The following is a 22130-nucleotide window of genomic DNA, read 5'->3' on the forward strand; positions in this document are numbered from 1 at the left end:
GGGCTTCGTTGCCGAGTGCGGCAGGCGAGTACCGCATCAGTTCGTTAGGAAGTTAACTAACGAAGTAGGGTGCGTCAAGAGGCGCGGAATTCCCGTTGCCGAACGATCATTTCGGCGGTTCCGACCGCCGCGGCACGACCAGGGGAGACCATGGACCTGAGCGAGAGCGCGCGTGCGGTGTTCGCGGTGCTGGCCGGGGCGGGCACCGCCACCCGTCCCCAGCTGGCGGCCGGTGCGGGCCTGTCCAAGCCGACCGTCTCCGCCGCCGTCGCCGAACTGGAGGCCGCCGACCTCGCCGCGCACTCCGGCACCGCCTCCGGCGCCACCGGCAGGTCCGCCGCCGTCTACCGGCTCGGGCCGGCAGCCGGCGCCGTGCTCGCCGTCGACCTCGGCCCCGCCGAGACCCAGGTGCGCGGCTGCGCCCTCGACGGCACCCTGCTGGCCGAGGGCACCGGATCCCGCGACGCCGCCGCCGCCACCGTGCGCAAGGTCCTCGACGCACTGCCCGCCGGCGCTCCGCTGCGCGCCGTCGTCGTCGCCGTCGGTGACGTCACGACCCGGGACCGGGACGGCACCGGAATGCGGCCCGCGACCGCGAAGGCCGGCCCCGTCTTCGACGCCATGGCGGTCGCGCTGCCCCCGGGCGTACCCGTCCACCTGGAGAACAACGTCAACTGCGCCGCCCTCGCCGAATTGCACGAGGGTGCGGCACGGGGCCGCCGCACGTTCGGGTATCTGCGGATCGGCGTGGGCATCGGTCTCGGCATTGTCGTAGGAGGCCAGGTGTTGCGCGGGGCGAACGGGGCCGCCGGTGAGGTGGCCCGGCTGCCGTACCCGTGGGACGAGGGCCGCGAGCCGCGCCACGAGGCGCTGGAGGACCGCATCGGCGTACGTTCCCTGCTGCGGCGGACGGCCGAGACGTGGCAGGACGACGACGAGCCGAGCCCCGAGACCGCGGAGCGGCTGTTCGCCCTCGCCGGGGCGGGCCACGGCCCGGCCGGTGCCGCCGTCGCCGGGCACGCCGCCGACATCGGACGGCTGGCCGCCGCCGTGGCCGCCGTCCTGGACCCCGGGCTGATCGTGCTGGGCGGAGCCGTCGGCTCGAACCCGCAGCTCGTACCGGGTGTCCGGGCCGAGCTCGGCCGGCTGAGCTGGCCCACCGAGGTCGTCAGCAGCGCGCTCGGCGACAGCGGCACCGTGGTCGGAGCCACCCGGCTCGCCGTCGCTCGCGGAATCCAAACCGTGACCGGGGCGGTCCAGGCGAAGCATTGACGGACTCGACCCGCTTCTGCCAATGTCCGGACAAGCGCTTTCTGAGCCGGCGGGACCCGGCTCGGGACGAGGTACTCCGCCGTACATCGCGTACGGCGAGCCGTGCGAGGGCGTGCTCGTACGGTCATGGCCGGGACGACGGCCGTGGACCCTCGTCCGACACGGCGGAACGACCGGGCGAGGTCGCGGGCCGTAGGGCGCCATCCACAGAAGGATCCGAGCCGCGCTGACCGGCCGGGCAATCCGTCACGCACATCCAGGGAGGACCCGGTGGGTCACCAGATCTCGCGCAGAACCCTCTTCCGCACCGCGAGCGGACTGGCCGTCGCCGGCGCGCTCGGCACCTCGCTCAGCGCCTGCGCCGGAGGCACGGGCGCCGGCAGCACCAGCAGCGACCTGACCATGACGTGGTGGGGCAGCGACGACCGGCACAACGCCTACAAGAAGTCGCTCGCCTACTTCCAGAAGCAGAACCCGAAGATCAAGATCCGCGAGACCTACCAGGGCTACGACGGCTACTTCGACAAGTTCAACACCAACATCGCCGGCGGCAGCGCCCCGGACCTGCTCCAGATGGACACCGCCCTGGTGGCGCAGTACGCCCGCAAGGGCGTCCTCGCCCCGCTCGACTCCTACGTCGGCAAGACCCTGGACCTCACGGGCTTCTCCAAGACGCTCCTCGCCGCCGGCACCGTGGACGGCAAGCTCTACGGCGTCCCGTCCGGGATCGGCGTCAACCAGCTCACCGTCAATCGCAGCGGCCTGGAGAAGCTCGGCCTGAAGCTGCCCGACCGCGAGTGGACCTGGGCCGACCTGAAGAAGGTCGCCCAGGACGTCTACAAGAAGAGCGGCGGCAAGACGTACGGCGTCGACGACGGCGGCGGCTCCACCCTCCAGTGCTTCGAGGTGTTCGCCCGCGAGAAGGGACAGACCTTCTTCTCGGACGACGGCAAGAAGCTCGGCTTCACCTCCGACACCCTCCAGGAGTGGTGGGAGTACTGGGCCGAGATGCGCAAGACGAACGCGTCCCCACCGCCGGCCATCACCTCCGCCGCGCACAACGACCTCACCAAGAACGCGGTCGTCATCGGCAAGGCACTGTTCACCTTCGACTCCGGTGTCTACGGCGCGGGCGGGTCCATCACCGACGCCCAGCTGGACTTCCTGCCGACCCCGCAGGGCGACTTCTCCGGCGCCCGCGAGGGCAACTTCGTCAACGGCGGTGTGCTGCTGTGCGCCACCAAGGCCGGCAAGAGGGTCGCCGACTCGGTGAAGATCATGAACTTCTTCGCCCAGGACGACACGGCGATCAAGGACATGCAGCTGTTCCGCGGCATCCCGCCGACCGAGAAGGCCCGCAACCTGATCGCCTCGGGCCTGACCGAGACGGACAAGCTGAACATGGAGAACGCGGACTACATCTCCCAGCGTGTCTCCAAGGCGTCCAACGCCCTGCCCGCGCCGGTGCCGCCGCCGCAGGGGGCCGACCAGATCTGGGATCTGCTGTTCCAGTCGAACCTCGCGGTGGCCTTCGGCAAGAAGTCGATCAAGGCGCAGCTCTCCGAGTTCTTCGACCAGGCGGCGGGGATTCTCGGGGGTTAGCCCCTCGGGGAGTGCCGCGGAGGCGACCGCGATGGGCTGCCGTTCGGCTGCGGGCTCGTTGTGACTGGTCGCGCAGTTCCCCGCGCCCCTTGGGGCGTGGCAGTGAACCGGGGCTTCGAGACGTGCCGCCCCATCTGAGATACCGGGAGAGGGCCAGGGAGACATGAGTATGACCACCGCGCAGACCGGCGAGGTCGTCAAGGAGCCGTCGGCTCCGGCGACCCCGTCCGACCAGCGGGAACGTGACCGTATGCGTCGCCGCCTCGCCAGACGGCGGGGCGGGGGATGGTGGCCGTACCTCTTCCTGGCCCCCTGGTTCGTGGGCCTGTTCGGGCTGACGATCTACCCGATGCTCGACTCGCTGTACCTGTCGTTCACCAACTTCGACCTGCTGACGCCCGCGCAGTGGGTCGGCATGGACAACTACGACCGGATGTTCACCGACGACCCGGTCTTCTGGGACTCGGTGCACGCCACCCTCGTGTACGTCGTCGTCTCCGTGCCCCTGAAGCTGGCCCTCGCCCTCGCGGTGGCGATGCTGCTCAACCGCGATCTCAGGGGCATAGGCCTGTACCGGGCCGCCTTCTACCTGCCGTCCCTGCTCGGCGGGGCCGTGGCCATCGCGATCGTGTGGCGGCAGGTCTTCGGCGGCGACGGCCTGTTCAACGACTTCCTGGGCTGGTTCGGGCTCAACACCGGCCAGGACTGGATCTCCAGCCCGGACACCGCGCTCTACACGCTCGTCCTGCTGGCCGTCTGGCAGTTCGGCACGCCCATGGTGATCTTCCTCGCGGGGCTGAAGCAACTGCCGAAGGACGTGTTCGAGGCGGCCGCGATCGACGGTGCCGGCGCCGTGACCAGGTTCTTCAAGATCACCCTGCCGCTGCTCACTCCGATCGTCTTCTTCAACGTGGTCCTTCAGATCATCGACGCGTTCAAGACGTTCACTCCCGCGTTCGTGATCAGCAACGGCTCCGGCGGACCGCTCAATTCGACCATGCTGTACTCCCTGTACCTGTACAAGAAGGGCTTCACGGACCTGCAGATGGGGTACGCCTCCGCGCTGGCCTGGGTGCTGTTCCTGGTCATCGCACTGTTCACGGCGGTCAACTTCATCGCCAGCCGCTACTGGGTCCACTACGACGACTGAGCGAGGAGTCCTTCACCCATGTCCGCCATCACACCGCCCCGGTCCTCGACATCGCCGCTGCACAAGCTCCGCTCGGCCACCGGGACCCGCCGCATCTTCATCCACACCGTGCTCATCGGCGTCGCGATCGTCATGCTGTACCCGCTGATGTGGATGCTCAGCAGCTCCCTCAAGCCCGACACCGAGATCTTCACCCACCCCGGGCTCATCCCGACCGCGCTGCGTCCCGAGAACTACTCCGAGGGCTGGAGCGGCTCCGGCAACTCCTTCTCCCTCTACATCACCAACTCGCTGATCGTGACGATCGGCGCGGTGATCGGAAACGTCATCTCGTGCTCGCTGGCCGCGTACGCCTTCGCACGCTTCGAGTTCCGCGGCAAGAAGATCTGGTTCGGCCTGATGCTCGGCACCCTGATGCTGCCCACGCAGGCCGTCCTGATCCCGCAGTACACGATCTTCTACAACCTGACCTGGATCAACACGTTCCTGCCGCTGATCGTGCCGAAGTTCCTGGCCGTCGACGCCTTCTTCATCTTCCTGATGGTCCAGTTCATCCGCTCCATCCCGCGCGAGCTGGACCAGGCGGCCATGGTCGACGGGGCCAATCCGTGGAAGATCTACTGGAGGATCATCCTGCCGCTGATGAAGCCGGCGCTGATCACCACCACGATCTTCACCTTCATCTGGACCTACGACGACTTCCTGCACCAGCTCGTCTACCTTCAGCAGAACGACAAGTTCACCGTCCCCCTGGGTCTGACGCTGTTCCTCGACCAGACCAGCGGCTCCTCCTACGGCGCGATGTTCGCCATGTCGACACTCGCCCTCCTGCCCACCCTCATCTGCTTCCTCATCTTCCAGAAGAGGCTGGTGGAAGGCATGGCCACCTCCGGCATGAAGGGCTGACACCCGTGCATCTCCCTCGCCAGCTCGGCGCCCTGCACGACCTCCCGGACACCCCTCAGGCATACGACGCCGTCCTCGCCGGTGTCGCCGAACAGGCCCTGGCCCGGCTCACGCCCGAGGGCAATCTGGAACATCCCGACTGTGTCGACGACATCGGCGACACCTCACTCGGCGTCACCTCACTCCTGGCCCTCGCCTGGCAGCGCGGCCAGGACCCGCGCCTGCCGGAGGCGGTGCGCCGCAGCCTCGCCTTCCATCTGCGCGAGCGCGTCTACACCGAGGACAACCCCGGCTACCCGAACCTGCGGGCCCGCAACTCCGGTCTGCCGTACGCCCGTTACACCCTCGCACCCGGCGCCCATCCCATCGGTGACTGGCCGAGCACGGTATGGGCGCTGCTCCAGGCGGTCAACGTGCTGGACCTCGCGGAGGGACTCGTCGAGGACGAGCAGCGCGCCGAGCTGACCGAGGTGGCGCACGGCTACTGGCGCTGGCTGACCGAGGCGACCTTCTTCAATCCGCAGGAGGCCGGCAACCAGGCCATCGGCTGCATCGTCGGCGGACTGATGCTGGCCCGCCACCTCCCGCCGGGCCGACGCGACCTGGTGCGGTCGCGGGCGATCGCCCTGTACGCCGAGAAGATCCGCGCCCACCGGGTCGCCGACCGCGGCGCACTCCTGCCTCCCGAGCACGGCGGCGCCTACGACAACAACTACGGCCCGATCTCCCTGTCCTTCCTCGCCCAGGCCCACCGGGTCAGCGGCGAACAGGTCTTCGCCGAGGACGGCGACGCGCTCGCCCGGTACCTCGACGCCCGCCTGCCCGGCGGCGGCTTCGACAACGGCGGCCCGCGCTACAGCGAGCAGCACAGCGGCTTCGAGTCGGTCCTCGGCCTGCGCTACTTCAGCCGGCGCATCGGCTCCGACCTCGGCCGTTACCGGGGCGACACCCGGTGGGGCCGGCACGCGGTCAAGGCGGACGGCGGGGTCGACGGTCACTTCGCCTGGATGCTGGTCTGGCAGATCCAGGACACCGCGCGCTGGCACCGCACCCCGTCGCCGGTCCCGGCCCGCCACCAGCTCCGCGCAGGTTCGGTCTCGGTGGCCTTCGACGGCCGTATGACCCCGTCCCTGGTCGAGGCGGCGGGCACGTACTACCTCCCGGCGGCGGTGAACCGGCAGCACGGCTTCGGCCCCGTGACGGACGGCTTCCTCTTCTGCCGCCCGATGGGTGAGGTCCGCGTCCGGGACGTCCGCGCCGACGGCCTCACCGCCAAGCTGGTCACCAAGCCGGTCGTCGGCCGCGACCACGTCCTGCGCCATGTCCGGTCCCTGTACGTCACCGACGGCACGGCCTTGTGGGTGACGGTCGCGGTGGACCGGCTACCCGGCACGCCGTACCTGCTCGCGGGCCTGCCGTACGCCACCGACGACGGCGAGCGCGTACGCAGGACCGCCGAGGGCGAGGTCACGTCGGCCGGCGCACTGCGTCTGACGCACCCCGAGGCGGACGGCCTCGACCACTTCGACGCCCGCGCGGACCGGACCCAGGAGGAGGCGGCCTTCGCCCTCGCAGCCGACCCTCGCGGCTACGGCAACCCCGACCTGGGCTGGAGCCACCTGGTCACCTCGACGGCACTGGAGGCCGAACCGGCCCACGGCGCACCGGAGCACCTCCACGTCTTCGCCGTGCGCTACGGAGCGGGACGCCACGCAGCGGGGCGCCTCGGATCGACGGGCCCGTTCGCGCCCGCCTTCTCCCAGGACGGTCCGGGTCTGACGGTCCGGACCGAGGCGTTCACCGCTGTGATCGGCGAGGCGGCGGGCGACGCGCACGGAGAACCGGAGCTGACGCTGCAGGCCGTGTAGACCGGTCCTGCGGGCCGCATGTGCGGTCCTCAAGCCCCCGCCATGCGGTACTCATGCCCCCGTACGGGCCGTCGACGGCCCGTACGGGACGGGCACCACCGCGGCCGGCACCACCAGGTCGGCCCGGTCCCGGGTCGCGGCCACCAGCTCCGCGTTGCGCTGGTCGGAGCGCAGTACCCAGGCCACGGCCTCGTCGTGCGGTTTGCCGAACTCCTCGTGCCGGGCGATCAGCCGCCGCAGGCGCTCCGGTTCGTCGAGCTCGCAGAACCACACCTCGTCCAGCTGTGGCCGTACCCGCGCCCACGCATCCGTCTCCAGCAGCAGGTAGTTGCCCTCGGTCACCACTAGCCGGGCCGTGGCCTGCACCGGAACGGCGCCCGCGACGGGCTGCTCCAGAACCCGCTCGAAGGCGGGTGCGTACACGGTGCCATCGTCGGGATCCTCGCGCAGGCGCCGCAGCAGCGCCGCGTACCCCGCGGCGTCGAACGTGTCGGGTGCGCCCTTGCGGTCACGGCGGCCGAGCCTGTCCAGCTCCACGTCGGCGAGGTGGAAGCCGTCCATGGGCACATGCGCGACCCAGGGATCCCCGGCACCATTGAGTTCCCGCACCAGATGCTCGGCGAGCGTGGTCTTGCCCGCCCCCGGGCTGCCTGCGATGCCGAGGACCGCGCGGCGGCCGTCGCGTGGGAGGGACCGGGCACGGGCGAGGAGGTCGTCGAAGGTCAGGGCCACACAGCAGAGTGTGTCACCCGGTCGGCGATGACTTCCGGTGGTCCGCGGAGTCTCCTGGACAAGGGGATTCTCCTCGTCACGAGTCACCACGGGGAGGGGAAGGAAGGCGCGCACCATGCCGGACGACGACACCACGCAGATCCGCACACTGATCACGACCTGGGCCGACGCGGTCCACCGGGGTGACCTCGACGGCGTCCTCGCCGACCACACCGAGGACATCGTCATGTTCGACGTACCGCCGCCCCACGACGGCATCCGCGGCCTGCCGGCGTACCGCGCCACCTGGCCGCCGTTCTTCGAGTGGCAGGCCAAGGGCGCCTCCTTCGAGATCGAGTCACTCGACATCACCGCGGGCGCCGACGTGGCGTACGCCCACGCCCTCCTGCGCTGCGGAACCCCGGACGAACTCGCCGAACGCCCCACCCTCCGCCTGCGTCTGACGCTCGGTCTGCGCAAGGAGGGCGGCCGCTGGGTCGTCGCCCACGAGCACCACTCGTTCCCGCACGACTGACACACGACTCGCATCGTCCATGTCAGGCACCTGGCCGAACATCACACTGCACGCTTGCACCTTGCGCGTTAGTTTGTCCGTGTTTGTGATGATTTTCTCGGTTCCCCGTCGGCCAACTCGCCCGGCTGCGGGGCTCGGAACCCTACGACTCGTAGGGGTGAGGGGTGGACGATGGCCCACGGCACGAAACCCATGCTCACGGGCGTGGGACGGCGCGACGAGGCGCTCGCGTCCGGAAGGCCGTGGGGGGCCCGCGGCCACGGCCTGCTCGCGGCGGTGGCCGGTGCTTTCACCCTCGCACAACTCCTCCTCGTACGGCCCTCGATGGGCCTCGGCTGGGACGAGATCGTGTACGTCAGCCAGGTCGGCACCGACGCGCCGGCCGCCTTCTTCAGCGCGCCACGCGCGCGAGGCGTCACCCTGCTCGCGTGGCCCATCGCCTCCTGGTCGTCGTCCACGACACTGCTGCGCGTCTACATCGCCATCCTGTCCGGACTCGCCCTGTACCTGGCCCTGCGCGCCTGGCGCGGCCTGTTCCCGGCCCGTGTCCTGGCAGGCGCCGGAGCCCTCTTCGCCTCCCTCTGGGTGACCCTTTTCTACGGCCCGCAGGCCATGCCCAACCTCTGGGTCGCGTTCGGCGCCCTGTTCTGCGTCGGCTGCTTCCTGCGGGCCCGCGCGGACCGCTTCGACCGACGGGCCCTGTGGGGCGTCCTGGCCGGTGCCGCAGTGATGGCGTGGATGCGGCCCACCGACGCGGTATGGGTCACGCTGCCCCTGCTCGTCCTCGTCGTTGCGGTACGGCACTGGCGGCTCGGGGCCGCTCTCGCGGCGGGGCTCGTGGCCGGGGGCATCCAGTGGGTGATCGAGGCGTTCGTCAGCTACGGAGGTCTGCGCGAGCGGCTGAACCAGGCCTCCCGCATCCAGGGGGACCTGGGCTGGAACCTCGCCGTCGACGACCAGATGCGCAGCCTGGTGGGAAACACCCTGTGCCGGCCCTGCAACGGCGAGATGCCCGACCCGGCCGTCTACGCCTGGTGGTTCGTCGTCCCCCTGCTCGCCGTCTACGCACTCGCGGTCGCCGTCCTGGACGGACGCACCACCCGCACCCTGGTCCCGCTGCTCTGCGCCGTGACGGCCGCTTTCCCGTACCTGTTCCTGATCGGATACGCGGCCCCCCGCTTCCTGCTGCCCGCCTACGCCCTGCTCGCCATCCCGGTCGCGCACGCCCTGCTCCGCCTGGTCACCACGCCGACCGGCCGGTGGCGCCCGGCCGTCGGGGCCGTGATCGCGCTCGGGCTGGCCGGGCATCTGGCCGTGCAGTACGCCGTGCTGGACCACACCGTGGACCGCACCACCGCCAACCGCCAGGCCTGGGCTCGCTCCGCCGCCGAGCTCCACCGCCTCGGCGTGCGCGCGCCCTGCCTGCTGACCGGACACGAAGCGATCCCTGTCGGGTACTACACCGGCTGCGACTCCGGCGCGACGCGCGGCAACAACGCCAACACCACCACGGCCGACATCCTGCGGACCGCCCGCAGCGCACCGGTCGGCGCCCTCACCAATCCCGGCGGCAAGCCTCCCCGGTACGCCCGCGGCTGGGAGCTGCACCGCCTCGACGGCCTGGAAGTCCGCATCGCCCCGGCGCGGGGCGCGGGCGGACGGGCATGACGTCGGAGCCGTTCCTCGCCCCACCCCAGCGCCGACGGGCCTGCTGGCACGCCCTGCTCACGCTCGTCGTCCTCGTGGCCGTGGTGTGGCTGGCCCGCCGGCACTGGGCCGTGCTCGAGACCGGCGCGGTCCGGCTTGCCCTCGCCGACCGGGGCTGGCTGCTCGTGGCCGCCGCGGCCACGCTCGTGACGTGGCCCTGCTCGGCGCTCGCCCAGCAGGGTGCGGTGCCGCTCCGACTGCCGCCCGGCCGGCTCGCGGCAGGGCAGTTCGCCGCCTCCGCGGCCAACCATGTGCTGCCCGCCGGACTCGGCGCCGGCGCGGTGAACCTGCGGTTCCTCATACGCTGCGGCATGCCGATAGCCGCCGCGGCCACCGCCATCGCGGTCAAGGGCACCGCCGGTGCCCTCCTGCGCGGCGCGCTCATCGCCGTACTCTTCTTCGCCGCCGGCCCCGGCCTGCTGCATCTCCCGCACGTCAGCGGGGGAGTCCTGATCGGCGCGTGCGCCGTGGTGGCCGGCACGATCGTCCTGCTGAGCGGCCCCCTGTGGCCCCGGTGCAGCCGGGCGCTGACCGCGGCCTGGGCGTACATCGTCGCCGTCCACGCGAGACCGGTGCGGGCGGCGGCCCTGTGGGGCGGCTCGCTGGCCTTCGTGACGCTGCACTGCGCCGTGCTGATCGCCGTCACCCGCGCGGTCGCGCTGCCCCTCCCGCCGGCCCGGGTGGCACTGCTGTATCTCGCCGCGAGCACCGCGGCGGCTCTGCTGCCCACCCCCGGCGGCCTCGGCTCCCTCGACGCCGTGCTCGTCCTCGCGCTGGCCGCGGCCGGCGCCCCGGCGACCGCGGCCGCCTCCGCCGTACTCGGCTACCGGCTGCTGACGGTGTGGCTGCCGCTGATTCCCGGGCTGATCGTGCTCGCCGTACTCGTCCGGCGCGGGGCGCTGTGAGCGTGCGACCTGGAGAAGGTGCCCCACGACCCTCAGGACGAAGGCACCCCGCTTCACCCGCGCAGCCCCACCTCCTTGCGCCACTTGACGAACTGCTTGTCCGGATCGCCGGTGTATGCCCATGGCGCCCGCGTGGCCCGGCGCTGCAATATCCGGAACAGAGCCGCGGCGATGTCGTGTGCGCCCGCATGACAGGCCGCGTGAGCCAGGTAGTTGAGGTCGCGCAGCTCGCCGGGGGCCACGGTGTTGTCGGTGCGGCCCATGATCCAGCGCTCCCAGGTCCGGCGTACGTCACTGGCGGCGCCGTCGTTGCTCCAGTGCTGTCCGAGGCCGACCGAGGCATGCTGCCCCCGGGCCGCGTCAAGGGCGTAGCGGAACTCCTCGACCCGGGCGTACTGCACGAGCACCGGCAGCGGGCAGCCTGGCGGTGCCACGCCGGCCGCGTCACGGGCGAAGTCGTACATCAGGCCGTGGGTGCCGTGCCAGCGCGAGGAGTAGTAATGCAGCACCTGGAGGTGTCCCTCCACGCTGTACGGGTCGCGCTGGTGCAACTCGTCCCACCAGCGCGCCAGTTCCTGCCGCCGGACGCCCGACGGATACAGCCGCGCGACGGAGATCAGCGAGATCCACGGTGTCGGATCGTCCGGGTAGGAGTCGGCGGCCTTCAGGCACGACAGCACCGCGGTGTCGATGCGCTGCCGGTCGATCGGCACGCCCCGGCCCGCGGTGATTGCCACGTTGAACGCCCGGGCCGTCTCCGTCGCCGCCCGCAGCACCAGCGCGTCGGCGCTGTGCGGCTCGGCGGCCAGCCACGACTCAGCCGTCGAACTGCTCGCGCACGCCTGCGCGAGCAGCCGGGTCCGATGCCCGCGGACCAGCCAGTCGGGGCCGGTCGCCCGCAGCAGCTCCCGCAGCCCCTGCCAGCGGCCGATGACGATGTCCTGGCGGGCGCAGGTGAGGGCGGCGTCACCGCAGTCGGGGTCGAAGTCGGGAACGAAGCGGTCTTTCGCCATCGACGGCTCTCTCAGAAATCGGTGGGAAGACCCTCGTGGACAAGGGAGTCGGTGTCGGACCTGGTGCCGTCACGGCCGGCGGGAACGTAGTCCGCCTCGACGGTCTCGGCGGCGTCCAGTTTCGCCGGCCGGTAGTAGTCGCTGCCCTGCCGCCAGTACCAGAGCATCGGGATCAGCCCGGCCGCGAGACCGCCGATGCCGATCGTGATCGCGGAGGTACTCAGCTCGCCCAGCGACTCGACGAAGATCCAGAACATGAACAGGGCGCCGAACAGCGGCCATACGCCGCCGAGTACGAAGTTGCTCACCGACTTCAGCAGCATCCTGCGGTAGGCGACGACCACCGCGATCCCGGTCAGCCCGTAGTAGACGGCGATCTGCAGCCCGATCGCGGAGATGGCGTCGGAGAGGATCTCGCCCACCGTGCCGAGGGAGTTGGCGGCGACGAACATCCCCAGCGCCACCACGCCGACCACCGCGATCGCCACCCACGGCGTGTTCCAACGCCGGTGCACACGGCCCAGCGCGGCCGGCATCGTACGGTCCCGGCCCATCGCGAACAGCGAGCGCGTGACCTGGATGAGCGTGGTCTCCAGGGTGGCGATGGTGGACAGCATCACCGCCACGATCAGCAACTTCCCGCCCCAGCCCGGCCACACCTCCTCACCGAGCACGGCCAGCACGTTGGCGTCGTTGTCCCGGATCTGCTTCGAGGAGAGGATGACGTTCACCGCGATCGTGAACACCTCGAACAGCAGGAACACGATGCCGACCCCGATGAGGCCCGCGAGGCCGGTCGTACGGCGGCTGTTGCGGGTCTCCTCACTGAGGTTGCTCGTGACGTCCCAGCCCCAGTAGTAGAACGCGGCGATCAGCGCCCCCGACGCGAATCCCGTGACCCCGTCGAAATGGCCGAAGCCGAGCCAGGACCAGTCGAAGGCCCGGGCGTTGTCCGCGTGGAGCAGGGCGAGCACCGCGAACAGGGCCAGTATCACCAGCTCGACACCGGACATCACCAGCTGCGCCCGGACGGTGAGCCGCGCGCCGCCCAGCACCACGAGCAGCATGACCAGGAACCAGCCGGCGCCGACCAGTGTGGACAGCGCGGTGTTGTCCGCGAGGCCCTCGTCGAAGACGGCGAGCGTCATCGATCCGGCGGGCAGCGAACCGGCCACCATGAAGATCGTCGCCGAGATCACCAGCGCCCAGCCGCTGATGAAGCCCAGAAAGGGATGCAGGGTACGGCCGACCCAGGAGTAACTGGCGCCCGCGTTCACGTCGATCCGGCTGAGATAGCTGTAGGCCAGGGCGATGCCCAGCATGGGTATCGCGCAGTACAGCAGCGCGGCCGGGCTGGCCAGGCCCACCGCGCCGACGAGGACCGCCGAGGTCGCGGCGATCGAGTACGCGGGGGCACTGCCCGCGATCGCCATCACCACCGTGTCGAACGTACCGAGGGCATTGGCCTGCAGCCCTCTTCCCCTGTTGTTGCTCATGGATGCGCTGCTTTCCGTCGTGCACGACGTGGGGGCGAGCCGGCCCCGACGGCGTAAGGGGGGTGTGGGGGGTGGAACTACGCCACGAACCGGTGAGGGATGACCTCGGGTCAGGGGCGGCGGAACGGGGGTGGCGGACACTGTACGCCGTTGCGTCGTCGTGCAGTCACGCCGTGTGTGCGAGTGATGATAGCCACACTCCTTGATGCTTCAAGAGCCATGAGATCTTCCGGGGTTGGAGAACGCACAACGGGAAACGCGGTTCAGGACATGCACCGGCACAACCAGCCGCCGCGCGCGAGTGAGGAGGCAGCAATGGGCACCGAACACACGCCCGCCGAGTCGATGGCCGACGACGCGTACCAGCCCACCGGAGGCAACGAGGAACAACAGGACGCGGCTCCGCTCGACCTCCAGGACGCCTTGGACGAGCGGACCTACGACGACACCCTCGACGAGGGCTACTCCCCGCCCGAGAAGCCGCTCGGCGTCACCAAGTACGGCACCACGGCCGCCGAACAGCACGCCGGCGAGACCCTCGACGAGAGGCTCACCCAGGAGGTCCCCGAGGTGGCCGAGCCCGTCGGCGACGACGTGGGTGACCTGCCGGGCGGCGAGGGCGAACTCGTCGACCCGGAGGCGGGCACCGACCGTGCCGGCCGCCTGGTCGCACCGGACGAGGGCGCCCGCGCAGGCACCACGAAGGAGCAGATCGCCTTCGACCAGGGCATCGACGGCGGAGCGGCCGGCGCGGAGGAGGCCGCCATGCACCTGGTCGAGGACGACGCCGACCTGCCGGAGGGCGGCGTGGACACCTGATCAGGTTCGGGAGGCTCAGTCCCCGATCCGGTCGATCTGCCGCAGTCTGTTCGTGGCGTCGAGAGCGGCGACCTTGTAAGACTCCGCAAGCGTCGGGTAGTTGAACACCGCGTCGACCAGATAGTCGACGGTTCCGCCGCACCCCATCACCGACTGCCCGATGTGGATGAGCTCGGTCGCCCCCGTACCGAAGCAGTGCACACCGAGCAGCGTGCGGTCCTCGGGGGAGACCAGCAGCTTCAGCATGCCGTGCGAGTCGCCGATGATCTGCCCGCGAGCCAGCTCGCGGTAGCGCGAGATGCCGACCTCGAACGGCACCCGGTCCTCGGTGAGCTGGTCCTCGGTCCGCCCCACGAAGCTGATCTCAGGGATGGTGTAGATGCCGATCGGCTGGAGGTTGTGCATCCGGCCGACGGGCTCCCCGCAGGCGTGGTACGCCGCCGACCGCCCCTGCTCCATCGACGTCGCGGCCAGCGCGGGAAAGCCGATCACATCGCCGACGGCGTAGATGTGCGGCACCTCGGTGCGGTAGTGCTCGTCGACCGTGATCCGGCCGCGCGGGTCCGCGGTCAGCCCGGCCTTGTCCAGGTCAGTTCGTCGGTGAGCCCCTGCCGGCCCGCCGAGTACATCACCGCGTCGGCGGGGATCTTCTTCCCGCTCTCCAGGACGGTCAGGGTTCCACGGGTATGCCGCTCGACCGCGGCGACCGTCTCGCCGAAGCGGAACGTCACGGCGAGGTCCCGCAGGTGGTACTTCAGCGACTCGATCACCTCGACGTCGCACATGTCGAGCATCCCGGCCCGCTTCTCCACCACGGTGATCTTGCTGCCGAGCGCGGCGAACATCGAGGCGTACTCCATACCGATCACCCCGGCACCCACGATCACCATGGAGCGCGGCACCCGCTCCAGCGCCAGTACGTTGTCCGAGTCCAGGATCGTGCGCCCGTCGAACTCCACACTGGCGGGGCGCGCGGGCCGGGTGCCGGTGGCGATGACGACGTGCTCGGCGGTCAGCAGCCGTTCCTGGCCGGTGACCTCGCGCAGGGCGACGGTGTGGGGATCGATGAAGCGCCCGGTCCCGGCGTACAGGGCGACATGGTTGCGGGACAACTGGCTGCGGATGACGTCCACCTCACGGCCGACCACGTGCTGGGTGCGGGCGGTCAGGTCGGAGACGGTGATGTCCTCCTTGAGCCGATAGCTCTGTCCGTACAGATCGCGCTGGGTGAGGCCGGTCAGGTAGAGCACGGCCTCGCGCAGGGTCTTGGAGGGGATGGTCCCGGTGTGGATGGAGACGCCGCCGACCATGTCGGGGCGGTCGACGACGGCGACCCGGCGGCCGAGCTTGGCCGCGGCGATGGCCGCCTTCTGGCCACCCGGGCCGGATCCGATGACGAGCATGTCGAAGTCGGGCACCTTCAGGAGTCTGGCAGCCGCGAGACCCCTTCGAAAGGGTGAGCCGGAGACCTTTGACGATGTGAAGTGCCGGAGGAGCCCACGAGGTGAAGTTCCGTGGGAGCCAGGGGAGTTGCGCATTCGCCTTGCTGATACCGCAAGGCCCCGCCCACCTCCGGGAGAGGATGCCGGCCCCGGCGCGGAAATGCCCGCCAAGGGTCGATAATGCAGGTATGGGGCATCGACTCGTCGACGCGAGCGCACCGGCCAGGCTGGCCGCCCCCGAGGAGGGCATCGGCCGGGACGAGCTGGCGCTCGCGGCCCGCAACCACGGCCTGCCGCTCGAAGCCCTGCGTCACGACATCACCCCATCCGGACTGCACTACGTCCTGACCCACTACGACATCCCGTACGTCCCCGACGACACCTCCTGGCATCTGGCCATCGGCGGCCAGGTCCGCCGTCCACTGCGTCTGAGCCTGGCCGACCTTCGTACGTTCCCGCAGGTCACCACCCGGGTCACGCTGGAGTGCGCGGGCAACGGCCGGGCCCTGCTGACGCCACGGCCGGTGAGCCAGCCCTGGCTCGTCGAGGCGGTCGGCACCGCCGAGTGGACCGGCGTGCCACTGCGGCTGCTGCTCGCCGAGGCCGACATCGAGCCCGACGCGGTCGAGGTCGTCTTCACCGGCGCCGACCACGGGGTCGAGCGCGGCGTCGAGCAGGACTACCAGCGCGCGCTGCACCTCGACGTGGCCCTGGGCGGCGATCCCGAGGTACTGGTCGCGTACGCGATGAACGGCGCCCCGCTGCCCCCGCAGCACGGCCGCCCCCTGCGGCTGGTGGTGCCCGGCTGGTACGGCATGGCGCACGTGAAGTGGCTGCGCGAGGTCACCGTCGTCGACGAGCCGTTCACGGGGTTCCAGCAGGCCGTGGCCTACCGGCTGCGCCGGCAACCCGAGGACGAGGGCGAGCCGGTCACCCGCATCGCTCCCCGTGCCCTGCTCGTCCCGCCGGGCTTCCCCGACTTCATGTCGAGGGCACGCGTGGTCAGGCCCGGGACCGTGACCTTGGAGGGGCGGGCCTGGTCCGGGCGGGCCGCGGTGACGCGCGTAGAGGTCAGCCTGGACGCGGGGCGGACCTGGCAGGAGGCGGAGCTGGAGCCGGAGGACGGGCATCGCTGGGCGTGGCGCCGGTGGCAGCACAGCTGGGCGGCGATCCCCGGCGAGTACGTGCTGAGCGCCCGGGCCACCGACGCCGACGGGCACATCCAGCCCCTGGAGCAGCCCTGGAACCGCGGAGGCTTCGCGAACAACCTCGTGCAGCGGGTGCCGGTGCTGTGCCTGGACGAGGGCGAGGACGGGTCCGGCCAGTGACGCTGCGGGCAGGGGCCGGCCGCACGCGGCCGCCCCGGGTGCGGTGGCGCACCCGGGGGCGACCCGTGCGGATTCCGGCGGTCGGGCTTGGCCGTGTCCGCAAAGTCCCGCCTGCCTGCGACGCCTGGCACGCTCCCCCACTCTCTTCGCCGGGTGCGGCGGGAGGGTCCCCCCACTGCCGCACCGGGCGAAGTCCCGAGTACGTCCAGTACGTGGGCCTCCGCCCGGCACGCCGAGAGCACGCACCAGACGCCGCGGGGCCCGTCCTCCGGGCGAACGACGGGACCTTGCGGACACGACCTAGGGCAGCAGCTTGTCGAGGGCGGAGGGGCCCTCGGCGGCCAGCTTGCGCTTGGCCCATTCCAGATTGCGCGGGGTGAGGTCCTTGCCTGAGGCAAGCACTATGTCCTCGGGCGACACATCCGTGCCGGTGCGGGCGTGGAGCAGGTCGTCCGGGGTGACGCGCTCCCCGGACGGCCCGGACGCTTCGGGCTGGGACGTCGGCATCATCTCTGCTCCTCGGATCCGGGTGACTTCTTCGGGCCCGGTGCGGTCATCGGGTCTGATAACACCATTCAACGCCCGAGCAAACCCTGCATCCGGAGCCGCCGAGAGCCCCCTGCTCGTGGGCCCGCGTCAGCCCTCGAACGGCGTGAGTGTCAGCCGGATCCCGGTCGGTGCCGTGTCCTGGATGTACGAGGCGAAATCGGCGACGTCGTCGAAGGCGAAGCCGTACGCCTTGCCGTCCTCGTGGGCCGCGTGCATGGCCTTGGCGTAGTGGTTGGTCAGGTCGGTCCGGTAGAAGTCGGCGGGGTCGGTCGTCGGCTGGGCGGGATGGCTGATCAGCGTCGAGCGGTTGAAGCCGGCGCCGAGGACGGCGGCGACGGGACCGGTCGTGCCGTCGTTGGGGGCGGCGAGATTGCCGTCGCAGAACAGCACGTCCCGCGTGGACGGCTTGGCGAAGGACACCTGCGCGGGCCCGTCGAAGGCGAACCGCTCACCGCGTACCCGCCCCGTGAAGGTGCCCGCGTTGGTGGTGACGGTGAGGTCCCTCCCCGTGTACATGCTCCAGACCTCGTCGATGGACGGGGCGAAGTAGTCCTTGGTGAACACGCCGGCGTCCAGGCCGTGACCCGGGGCGATGACGCGCGTGTCGTCCACGACGAGCGGCGCGAACTCCTCGACCTGGCGCACGGCGGCGAACGCGGCCGCGCGTCCACCCTCGCGCAACTTGCCGGTCGTCTGGTCCTTGGCCCCCGTCAGCCGGATGCTCAGCGGCACGCTGAACATGTCGACCATGGTGGTGTTGCAGAACATTCCGGCGGCGTTGAAGGTGAACTCGGCGCAGTCGTGCAGCACCGGGTAGTTCGGGTCCGACGTCACCCAACCCGCGGGATACTGCAGCGCCGCGTTGCCGTTGCCGTCCGCGACGGCCTTGAACTTGAGCTTCGCGCCGAGCGACACATAGATCCGGCCGGACATGTGGGGGAGGGACAGCCGGGTCTCGCCGCCGCCGGACAGGCTGATCGCGTAGTCGGTGAAGCCGTCGGGGCCGTTGTCCGACAGGGCGATCGGCGCGAGGGTGCCGTCGGGCGTGACGCGCACCTGCCTGCCGTCCTGGTTGCCGACGATGTAGACGTGGACGTTCGCGTTGTCGAAGGAGCCGCTGTCGTTGACGATCGTCAGCGGCATCGACTCCGCCGCGGCAGGCGCGGCACCGCCCGCGGGCGTTTCCGCAAGGGCGTGGGGAGCCACGGTGGCGATGGCGGGGACGGCCACCGCGGCGCCGCCGAGGGCGAAGAGGAGCCTGCGTCGACCGAGAGTGCGCTGGTGACGGGGTGTCATGTGGGGGGTCTCCCGGAGTACTTGTGCGGGTACTTGGGCGCGGTGGCGACGGGACCCATAGGTCTGAGAGCGCTCTCGAAGCGGGCCTCGCCGCCACCGGTGGGCCCCGATGCTACGCACGCCCGCCGCAACGGCCAACGGGTCTGCATCGTGACCAAATCCCACTGAGCTGCGGGAACTTGAAAAGCCACGGAATGACCACGACCGCTTAACTCTCTCCTAAGTCCCACTTAAGCTCCGCAGGCGTCCGAAGATGCTCTGAGAGCGCTCTCCGTGCCCCTGTGCATCCGCCCGCATCCGCCCGCAAAAAACCATGGACGGACCCGGGAAAGATCACGTACGGTGTGGCTCCACGCCTTGAGACGGACGGAAGGAGGCGAGTGCCGTGCAGTTCACACCTTTTCAGCGCTCCCTTTCCGTTGCCCCGGCGTGTTTCGCGTGATCTGACCGGGAGCGCTCCAAGCAGTCTGTATCCCGGAGGAATCCATGACCGATCCGGTCATCCGTGCGCTCTCGACGAGCGACGCCCATCTTTTCGACGCACACCCCGACCCGCTCGGCGCCCGTGAGGGTCACCTGCGGACCCGTTTCCGCCCCGAGTGGAAGCGAGTCGCCCTGCGCGACGGCACGGTCGTCGCTCGCGGCGCCTGGTGGGGCGGCCCCGACGACTCGGAGCCCATCAACATCAACTGGTTCGACGTCGCCGAGGGCGAGGAGGAGGCCGGCGCCGAACTCCTGCGCTCCGCTCCCTGGCAGGTCGAACTCGAGATCAACCTGCCCGGCGGCTGGCGGGACGAGCCCGGCCTGAAGGCCGCGGCCGAGGCCCGCTTCGGCGCCGCGCGTGCGGCCGGCTACGAACTCCTGGTGGAACGCTTCCTGTACCGCTGGACCCCGGAACTCGGCCTGCCCGAACGGCCCGGCCGGCTGCGCTTCGTCGCCGAGCCCGATGACGCCGTCTTCTTCGACGCACTGCGCCGCATCCACTCCGTCACCCTTGACGCCCACGCGCTGCGGGCCATCGCGGAGGGCGGCCTCGACCAGGCCGCGCAGGAGGAGCTCGACTTCTTCCACTGGTGCCCGTCCCCACGGGAGTGGTGGCAAGTAGCGCACACCCCGGAGGGCGAGTTGGCCGGCATCCACATCCCGGCACACAACCCCTCCGGCCCGACGGTCGGCTTCATCGGAGTCGTCCCTGAACAGCGCGGCCACGGCTACGCCTACGACCTCCTCGCGGAGTGCACCCACGTCCTGGCCGAACAGGGCGCGGAGTTCGTCACCGGAGCGACCGACCAGGGCAACTTCCCCATGGCCCGCAACTTCGCCAAGGCAGGGTTCCCCGTGGTCAGGGAGCGCATCAACTTCGATGTGACGGGCCGGCCGTAGCCAGGAGCAGCCCCGAGCCGTAGGGGACACCGGGCGGCCCGGACCTTGATCTCAGGTCCGGGCCGCCCGGCGCCGCGCCGCCCGAGCGGTCGGCGGTCGGCGTCAGATCAGCACTCGCCGCCCCACACCGCGCTGTGCAGGGTGACGGGGCCCACGAAGTTGTCGGTGTTGGGGTCGTTCGGGTAGTGCAGGCACCCCTGGAAGTTTCCACCCGGGGCGGTGACGCTGAACCGGATGTGGTCGGCGCCCGGGTAGGGCACACCGTTGTTGACGATGTACATCCCGTGCTCCGAGCGCAGGTTGTACAGATTCCCCGTCGACTTCCAGGTCGGCTCGCCCCACGCCACGTCGTTGTTCCATACACAGACGTATCCCCTGGGGCAGTCCGCCACGGCGGCCGACGCCGACGGCGCCGACACCACACCCGTGGCCGCCGTCATCAGCAGTGCCGCCACGCCCACGCCGGCCCTCATGCGAAATCGTGCCTTCAACGTTTCCTCCGTCCGAGTCACTGCCAGGCGGCTGTTGTCGGCCCGGCCGATTCCAAGTGGCCAAGCATCGCGCCCGGTTCAGGGTCCCGGTCCCTGACAGATGTCAGGGACCACGAGCTCTCGGGCCTGCCTAAAGTGCGGGGCGATGAGTGCGGGACCCTCCCGCGAGCCGACCCGCCACGGCATCGAAAGGAACGACATGCGCAAGAGGACCGCGGCACTCGCCGCCGCCGGAGCACTCGCCCTCGTGTTCACCACCGCTCAGGGCGCCGCGGCCGAGGGTCACGGCCGCGGTTGGTACGGCGTGTGGGCGAACGGGGTCAACGTCCGCGACATGAACCAGGGCAACTGCGCCACCTCGCCGAGCACCTCGAACTGCCCCACGGTCATCGGGCAGATCAACTCCTGGGACGAGGTGCTCGTGTACTGCCAGATCCCGGGCCAGACGGTCGGCGGCAACCCGTACTGGGTGATGGTCTCGCCGCGGGGCTGGGACAAGTACGGAATCGTGTCCAGCTACTACATCGAGAACAGCACCAACTGGATCGACGGCGTCCCCGGCCCGAACGGCTGCGCGATCTAGTGCCGGAACCCGGTCCAGCAGGTCCTCGGCGGACGGCTCAGGGCAGGGCGCCCGCCGGAGTGCGCACCGCGTCGCGCAGGCGGGCGGCGTCCTGGCTGGGCGGGGCGCCGAACTGGCGGCGGTACTCGCGGCTGAACTGGGACGGGTTGTCGTAGCCGACGCGGTGCCCCACTCCGGTGACATTGCCCGGGTGGGTGGCGAGGAGCAGCCTGGCCTCCTGGAGCCGGATCTGCTTCTGGAACTGGATGGGGCTCATCGCGGTCACCGCCTGGAAGTTGCGGTAGAAGGCCGAGACACTCATGCCGGACATCCGGGCCACGTCCTCCACTCGGAAGGGCTGCGCGTAGTGCTCGCGGATCCAGCGCACGGCCCGCGAGACATGGCTGAGACTGCTGTCGGCGAGGCCGAGCTGGCGCACCGTCGCGCCCTGCTCGCCGGTGATGACGCGCCACAGGATCTCCCGCTTGACCAGCGGAGCCAGTACGGCCCGGTCGCGGGGTTCGTCGAGCAGGCGCAGCAGTCGGATCACCGCGTCGAGCAGGGCGGGCGAGGCGTCGCTGACGGCGATCCCCGACGGCGCACCTCCGGTCGTGCGCGGAGTGTCCGCGGGCCCGGCCCGCAGCAGCAGCTCGGCGACGGCGGACGGTTCCAGGACGAGTCCGAATCCCAGCGCCGGCTGCTCGGGGTCGGCCTGGGTGAACTGTCCCGTGACGGGCAGGTCGACGGACGCGACCAGGTACTGCCCGGGTCCGTATTCGAAGACCCGGTCACCCAGCGCGAGACGTTTCGCGCCCTGGGCGATGACCGCGAGCACCGTGCCCGACATGGAGGGCGCCGGCGGATCCGGCCGGTCGACCCTCGAGATCAGGACGCCGTCGACGGCGGTCGTCCAGTCGGGCCGTACGTGCCGGTCCAGCAGGGCGCGGAGCTCTTCCAGCTGCATGCCTCCATTGCAGCACCCTTTCGCGCCCCGGCTCCCGGGCACGCGAGGATCGTGCAAGCACGAGAGAGCATCGTTCTAACGTTTCCGCAGGTCAGGTGGGTTGAATGGAGTCATCGAGCTCCATACGACCG

At 70.5% G+C, this 22130-nt stretch carries 19 protein-coding genes and 1 pseudogene; 12 read left to right on the plus strand and 8 right to left on the minus strand.

Going from position 1 to position 22130, the window contains the following annotated elements:
• Positions 1 to 150: 150 nt before the first annotated feature.
• The 5 genes from ACZ7L5_RS17460 to ACZ7L5_RS17480 all read left to right on the plus strand — a co-directional run bounded on the left by ACZ7L5_RS17460 (position 151) and on the right by ACZ7L5_RS17480 (position 6798).
• Positions 151 to 1272 carry an ROK family protein gene (locus ACZ7L5_RS17460; protein WP_471517499.1) on the plus strand — a complete coding sequence of 374 codons (1122 nt, stop codon included), beginning with the start codon at positions 151 to 153 and terminating at the stop codon, positions 1270 to 1272.
• A gap of 270 nt (positions 1273 to 1542) precedes the next feature.
• The gene (locus ACZ7L5_RS17465) at positions 1543 to 2874 is read left to right on the plus strand and encodes an ABC transporter substrate-binding protein (protein WP_471517501.1); all 1332 of its coding nucleotides are present in this window, start codon (positions 1543 to 1545) and stop codon (positions 2872 to 2874) included.
• Positions 2875 to 3043: 169 nt separating this feature from the next.
• Positions 3044 to 4024, plus strand: coding sequence for a carbohydrate ABC transporter permease (locus ACZ7L5_RS17470; RefSeq protein WP_471518115.1), 981 nt, complete (start codon positions 3044 to 3046; stop codon positions 4022 to 4024).
• Between the two features lie 18 nt (positions 4025 to 4042).
• On the plus strand, positions 4043 to 4930 hold the full coding sequence (locus ACZ7L5_RS17475) for a carbohydrate ABC transporter permease (protein WP_328877384.1): 888 nt from the start codon (positions 4043 to 4045) through the stop codon (positions 4928 to 4930).
• Between the two features lie 5 nt (positions 4931 to 4935).
• Positions 4936 to 6798, plus strand: a complete 1863-nt coding sequence (locus ACZ7L5_RS17480) for a hypothetical protein (RefSeq protein WP_471517502.1) — start codon at positions 4936 to 4938, stop codon at positions 6796 to 6798.
• A gap of 51 nt (positions 6799 to 6849) precedes the next feature.
• On the opposite strand, the gene ACZ7L5_RS17485 is transcribed toward ACZ7L5_RS17480, so the two are convergent.
• A complete protein-coding gene (locus tag ACZ7L5_RS17485; protein WP_471517504.1) occupies positions 6850 to 7530 on the minus strand; it encodes a nucleoside/nucleotide kinase family protein in 681 nt (226 codons plus the stop codon).
• 115 nt (positions 7531 to 7645) lie between these two features.
• Here ACZ7L5_RS17485 and ACZ7L5_RS17490 point away from each other — a divergent pair, with 115 nt between their 5' ends.
• The 3 genes from ACZ7L5_RS17490 (at position 7646) to ACZ7L5_RS17500 (ending at position 10656) form a co-directional block, all read left to right on the plus strand.
• Entirely contained in the window at positions 7646 to 8044 is a 399-nt protein-coding gene (locus ACZ7L5_RS17490; protein WP_363036421.1) for a YybH family protein, read from the plus strand.
• A 171-nt stretch (positions 8045 to 8215) separates the two neighbouring features.
• Positions 8216 to 9712 (plus strand): hypothetical protein, encoded by a 1497-nt coding sequence (locus ACZ7L5_RS17495; RefSeq protein WP_471517506.1) that lies wholly within the window; start codon positions 8216 to 8218, stop codon positions 9710 to 9712.
• The gene (locus ACZ7L5_RS17500) at positions 9709 to 10656 is read left to right on the plus strand and encodes a lysylphosphatidylglycerol synthase transmembrane domain-containing protein (protein ID WP_471517508.1); all 948 of its coding nucleotides are present in this window, start codon (positions 9709 to 9711) and stop codon (positions 10654 to 10656) included. Before ACZ7L5_RS17495 ends, ACZ7L5_RS17500 begins: the two co-directional genes overlap by 4 nt.
• 53 nt (positions 10657 to 10709) lie before the next feature.
• Here the strand turns inward: ACZ7L5_RS17500 and ACZ7L5_RS17505 are convergent, their stop codons facing one another.
• Positions 10710 to 11669 (minus strand): hypothetical protein, encoded by a 960-nt coding sequence (locus ACZ7L5_RS17505; RefSeq protein WP_328877379.1) that lies wholly within the window; start codon positions 11667 to 11669, stop codon positions 10710 to 10712.
• Between the two features lie 11 nt (positions 11670 to 11680).
• The gene (locus ACZ7L5_RS17510; RefSeq protein ID WP_471517510.1) at positions 11681 to 13165 is read right to left on the minus strand and encodes an APC family permease; all 1485 of its coding nucleotides are present in this window, start codon (positions 13163 to 13165) and stop codon (positions 11681 to 11683) included.
• 315 nt (positions 13166 to 13480) lie between these two features.
• On the opposite strand from ACZ7L5_RS17510, the gene ACZ7L5_RS17515 reads away from it, so the two are divergent.
• Entirely contained in the window at positions 13481 to 13984 is a 504-nt protein-coding gene (locus tag ACZ7L5_RS17515; protein WP_471517512.1) for a DUF5709 domain-containing protein, read from the plus strand.
• Positions 13985 to 13999: 15 nt separating this feature from the next.
• Here the strand turns inward: ACZ7L5_RS17515 and sthA are convergent.
• Positions 14000 to 15402: pseudogene (gene sthA / locus ACZ7L5_RS17520) on the minus strand (Si-specific NAD(P)(+) transhydrogenase).
• A gap of 212 nt (positions 15403 to 15614) precedes the next feature.
• On the opposite strand from sthA, the gene ACZ7L5_RS17525 reads away from it, so the two are divergent.
• Positions 15615 to 16754 carry a sulfite oxidase gene (locus ACZ7L5_RS17525; protein ID WP_471517513.1) on the plus strand — a complete coding sequence of 380 codons (1140 nt, stop codon included), beginning with the start codon at positions 15615 to 15617 and terminating at the stop codon, positions 16752 to 16754.
• 300 nt (positions 16755 to 17054) lie between these two features.
• Here ACZ7L5_RS17525 and ACZ7L5_RS17530 read toward each other — a convergent pair whose 3' ends face one another.
• Together ACZ7L5_RS17530 and ACZ7L5_RS17535 are read right to left on the minus strand one after the other, a co-directional pair.
• Positions 17055 to 17261, minus strand: coding sequence for a hypothetical protein (locus ACZ7L5_RS17530; protein WP_328430330.1), 207 nt, complete (start codon positions 17259 to 17261; stop codon positions 17055 to 17057).
• A 129-nt stretch (positions 17262 to 17390) separates the two neighbouring features.
• Positions 17391 to 18599 (minus strand): glycoside hydrolase family 64 protein, encoded by a 1209-nt coding sequence (locus ACZ7L5_RS17535; protein ID WP_471517515.1) that lies wholly within the window; start codon positions 18597 to 18599, stop codon positions 17391 to 17393.
• A gap of 486 nt (positions 18600 to 19085) precedes the next feature.
• Here ACZ7L5_RS17535 and ACZ7L5_RS17540 point away from each other — a divergent pair, with 486 nt between their 5' ends.
• Positions 19086 to 19982, plus strand: coding sequence for a GNAT family N-acetyltransferase (locus tag ACZ7L5_RS17540; RefSeq protein ID WP_471517517.1), 897 nt, complete (start codon positions 19086 to 19088; stop codon positions 19980 to 19982).
• Positions 19983 to 20089: 107 nt separating this feature from the next.
• On the opposite strand, the gene ACZ7L5_RS17545 is transcribed toward ACZ7L5_RS17540, so the two are convergent.
• Complete coding sequence (locus ACZ7L5_RS17545; RefSeq protein WP_471517519.1) at positions 20090 to 20455, minus strand: peptidase inhibitor family I36 protein; 366 nt, start codon at positions 20453 to 20455, stop codon at positions 20090 to 20092.
• Between the two features lie 217 nt (positions 20456 to 20672).
• Here ACZ7L5_RS17545 and ACZ7L5_RS17550 point away from each other — a divergent pair, with 217 nt between their 5' ends.
• Positions 20673 to 21056: a hypothetical protein gene (locus ACZ7L5_RS17550; RefSeq protein WP_471517521.1), complete on the plus strand. Its 384-nt coding sequence runs from the start codon at positions 20673 to 20675 to the stop codon at positions 21054 to 21056.
• 37 nt (positions 21057 to 21093) lie between these two features.
• Here ACZ7L5_RS17550 and ACZ7L5_RS17555 read toward each other — a convergent pair whose 3' ends face one another.
• Positions 21094 to 21999, minus strand: coding sequence for an AraC family transcriptional regulator (locus ACZ7L5_RS17555; protein WP_471517523.1), 906 nt, complete (start codon positions 21997 to 21999; stop codon positions 21094 to 21096).
• Positions 22000 to 22130 lie beyond the last annotated feature (131 nt).

It is taken from the genome of Streptomyces sp. NPDC107528 (genome assembly GCF_055639295.1).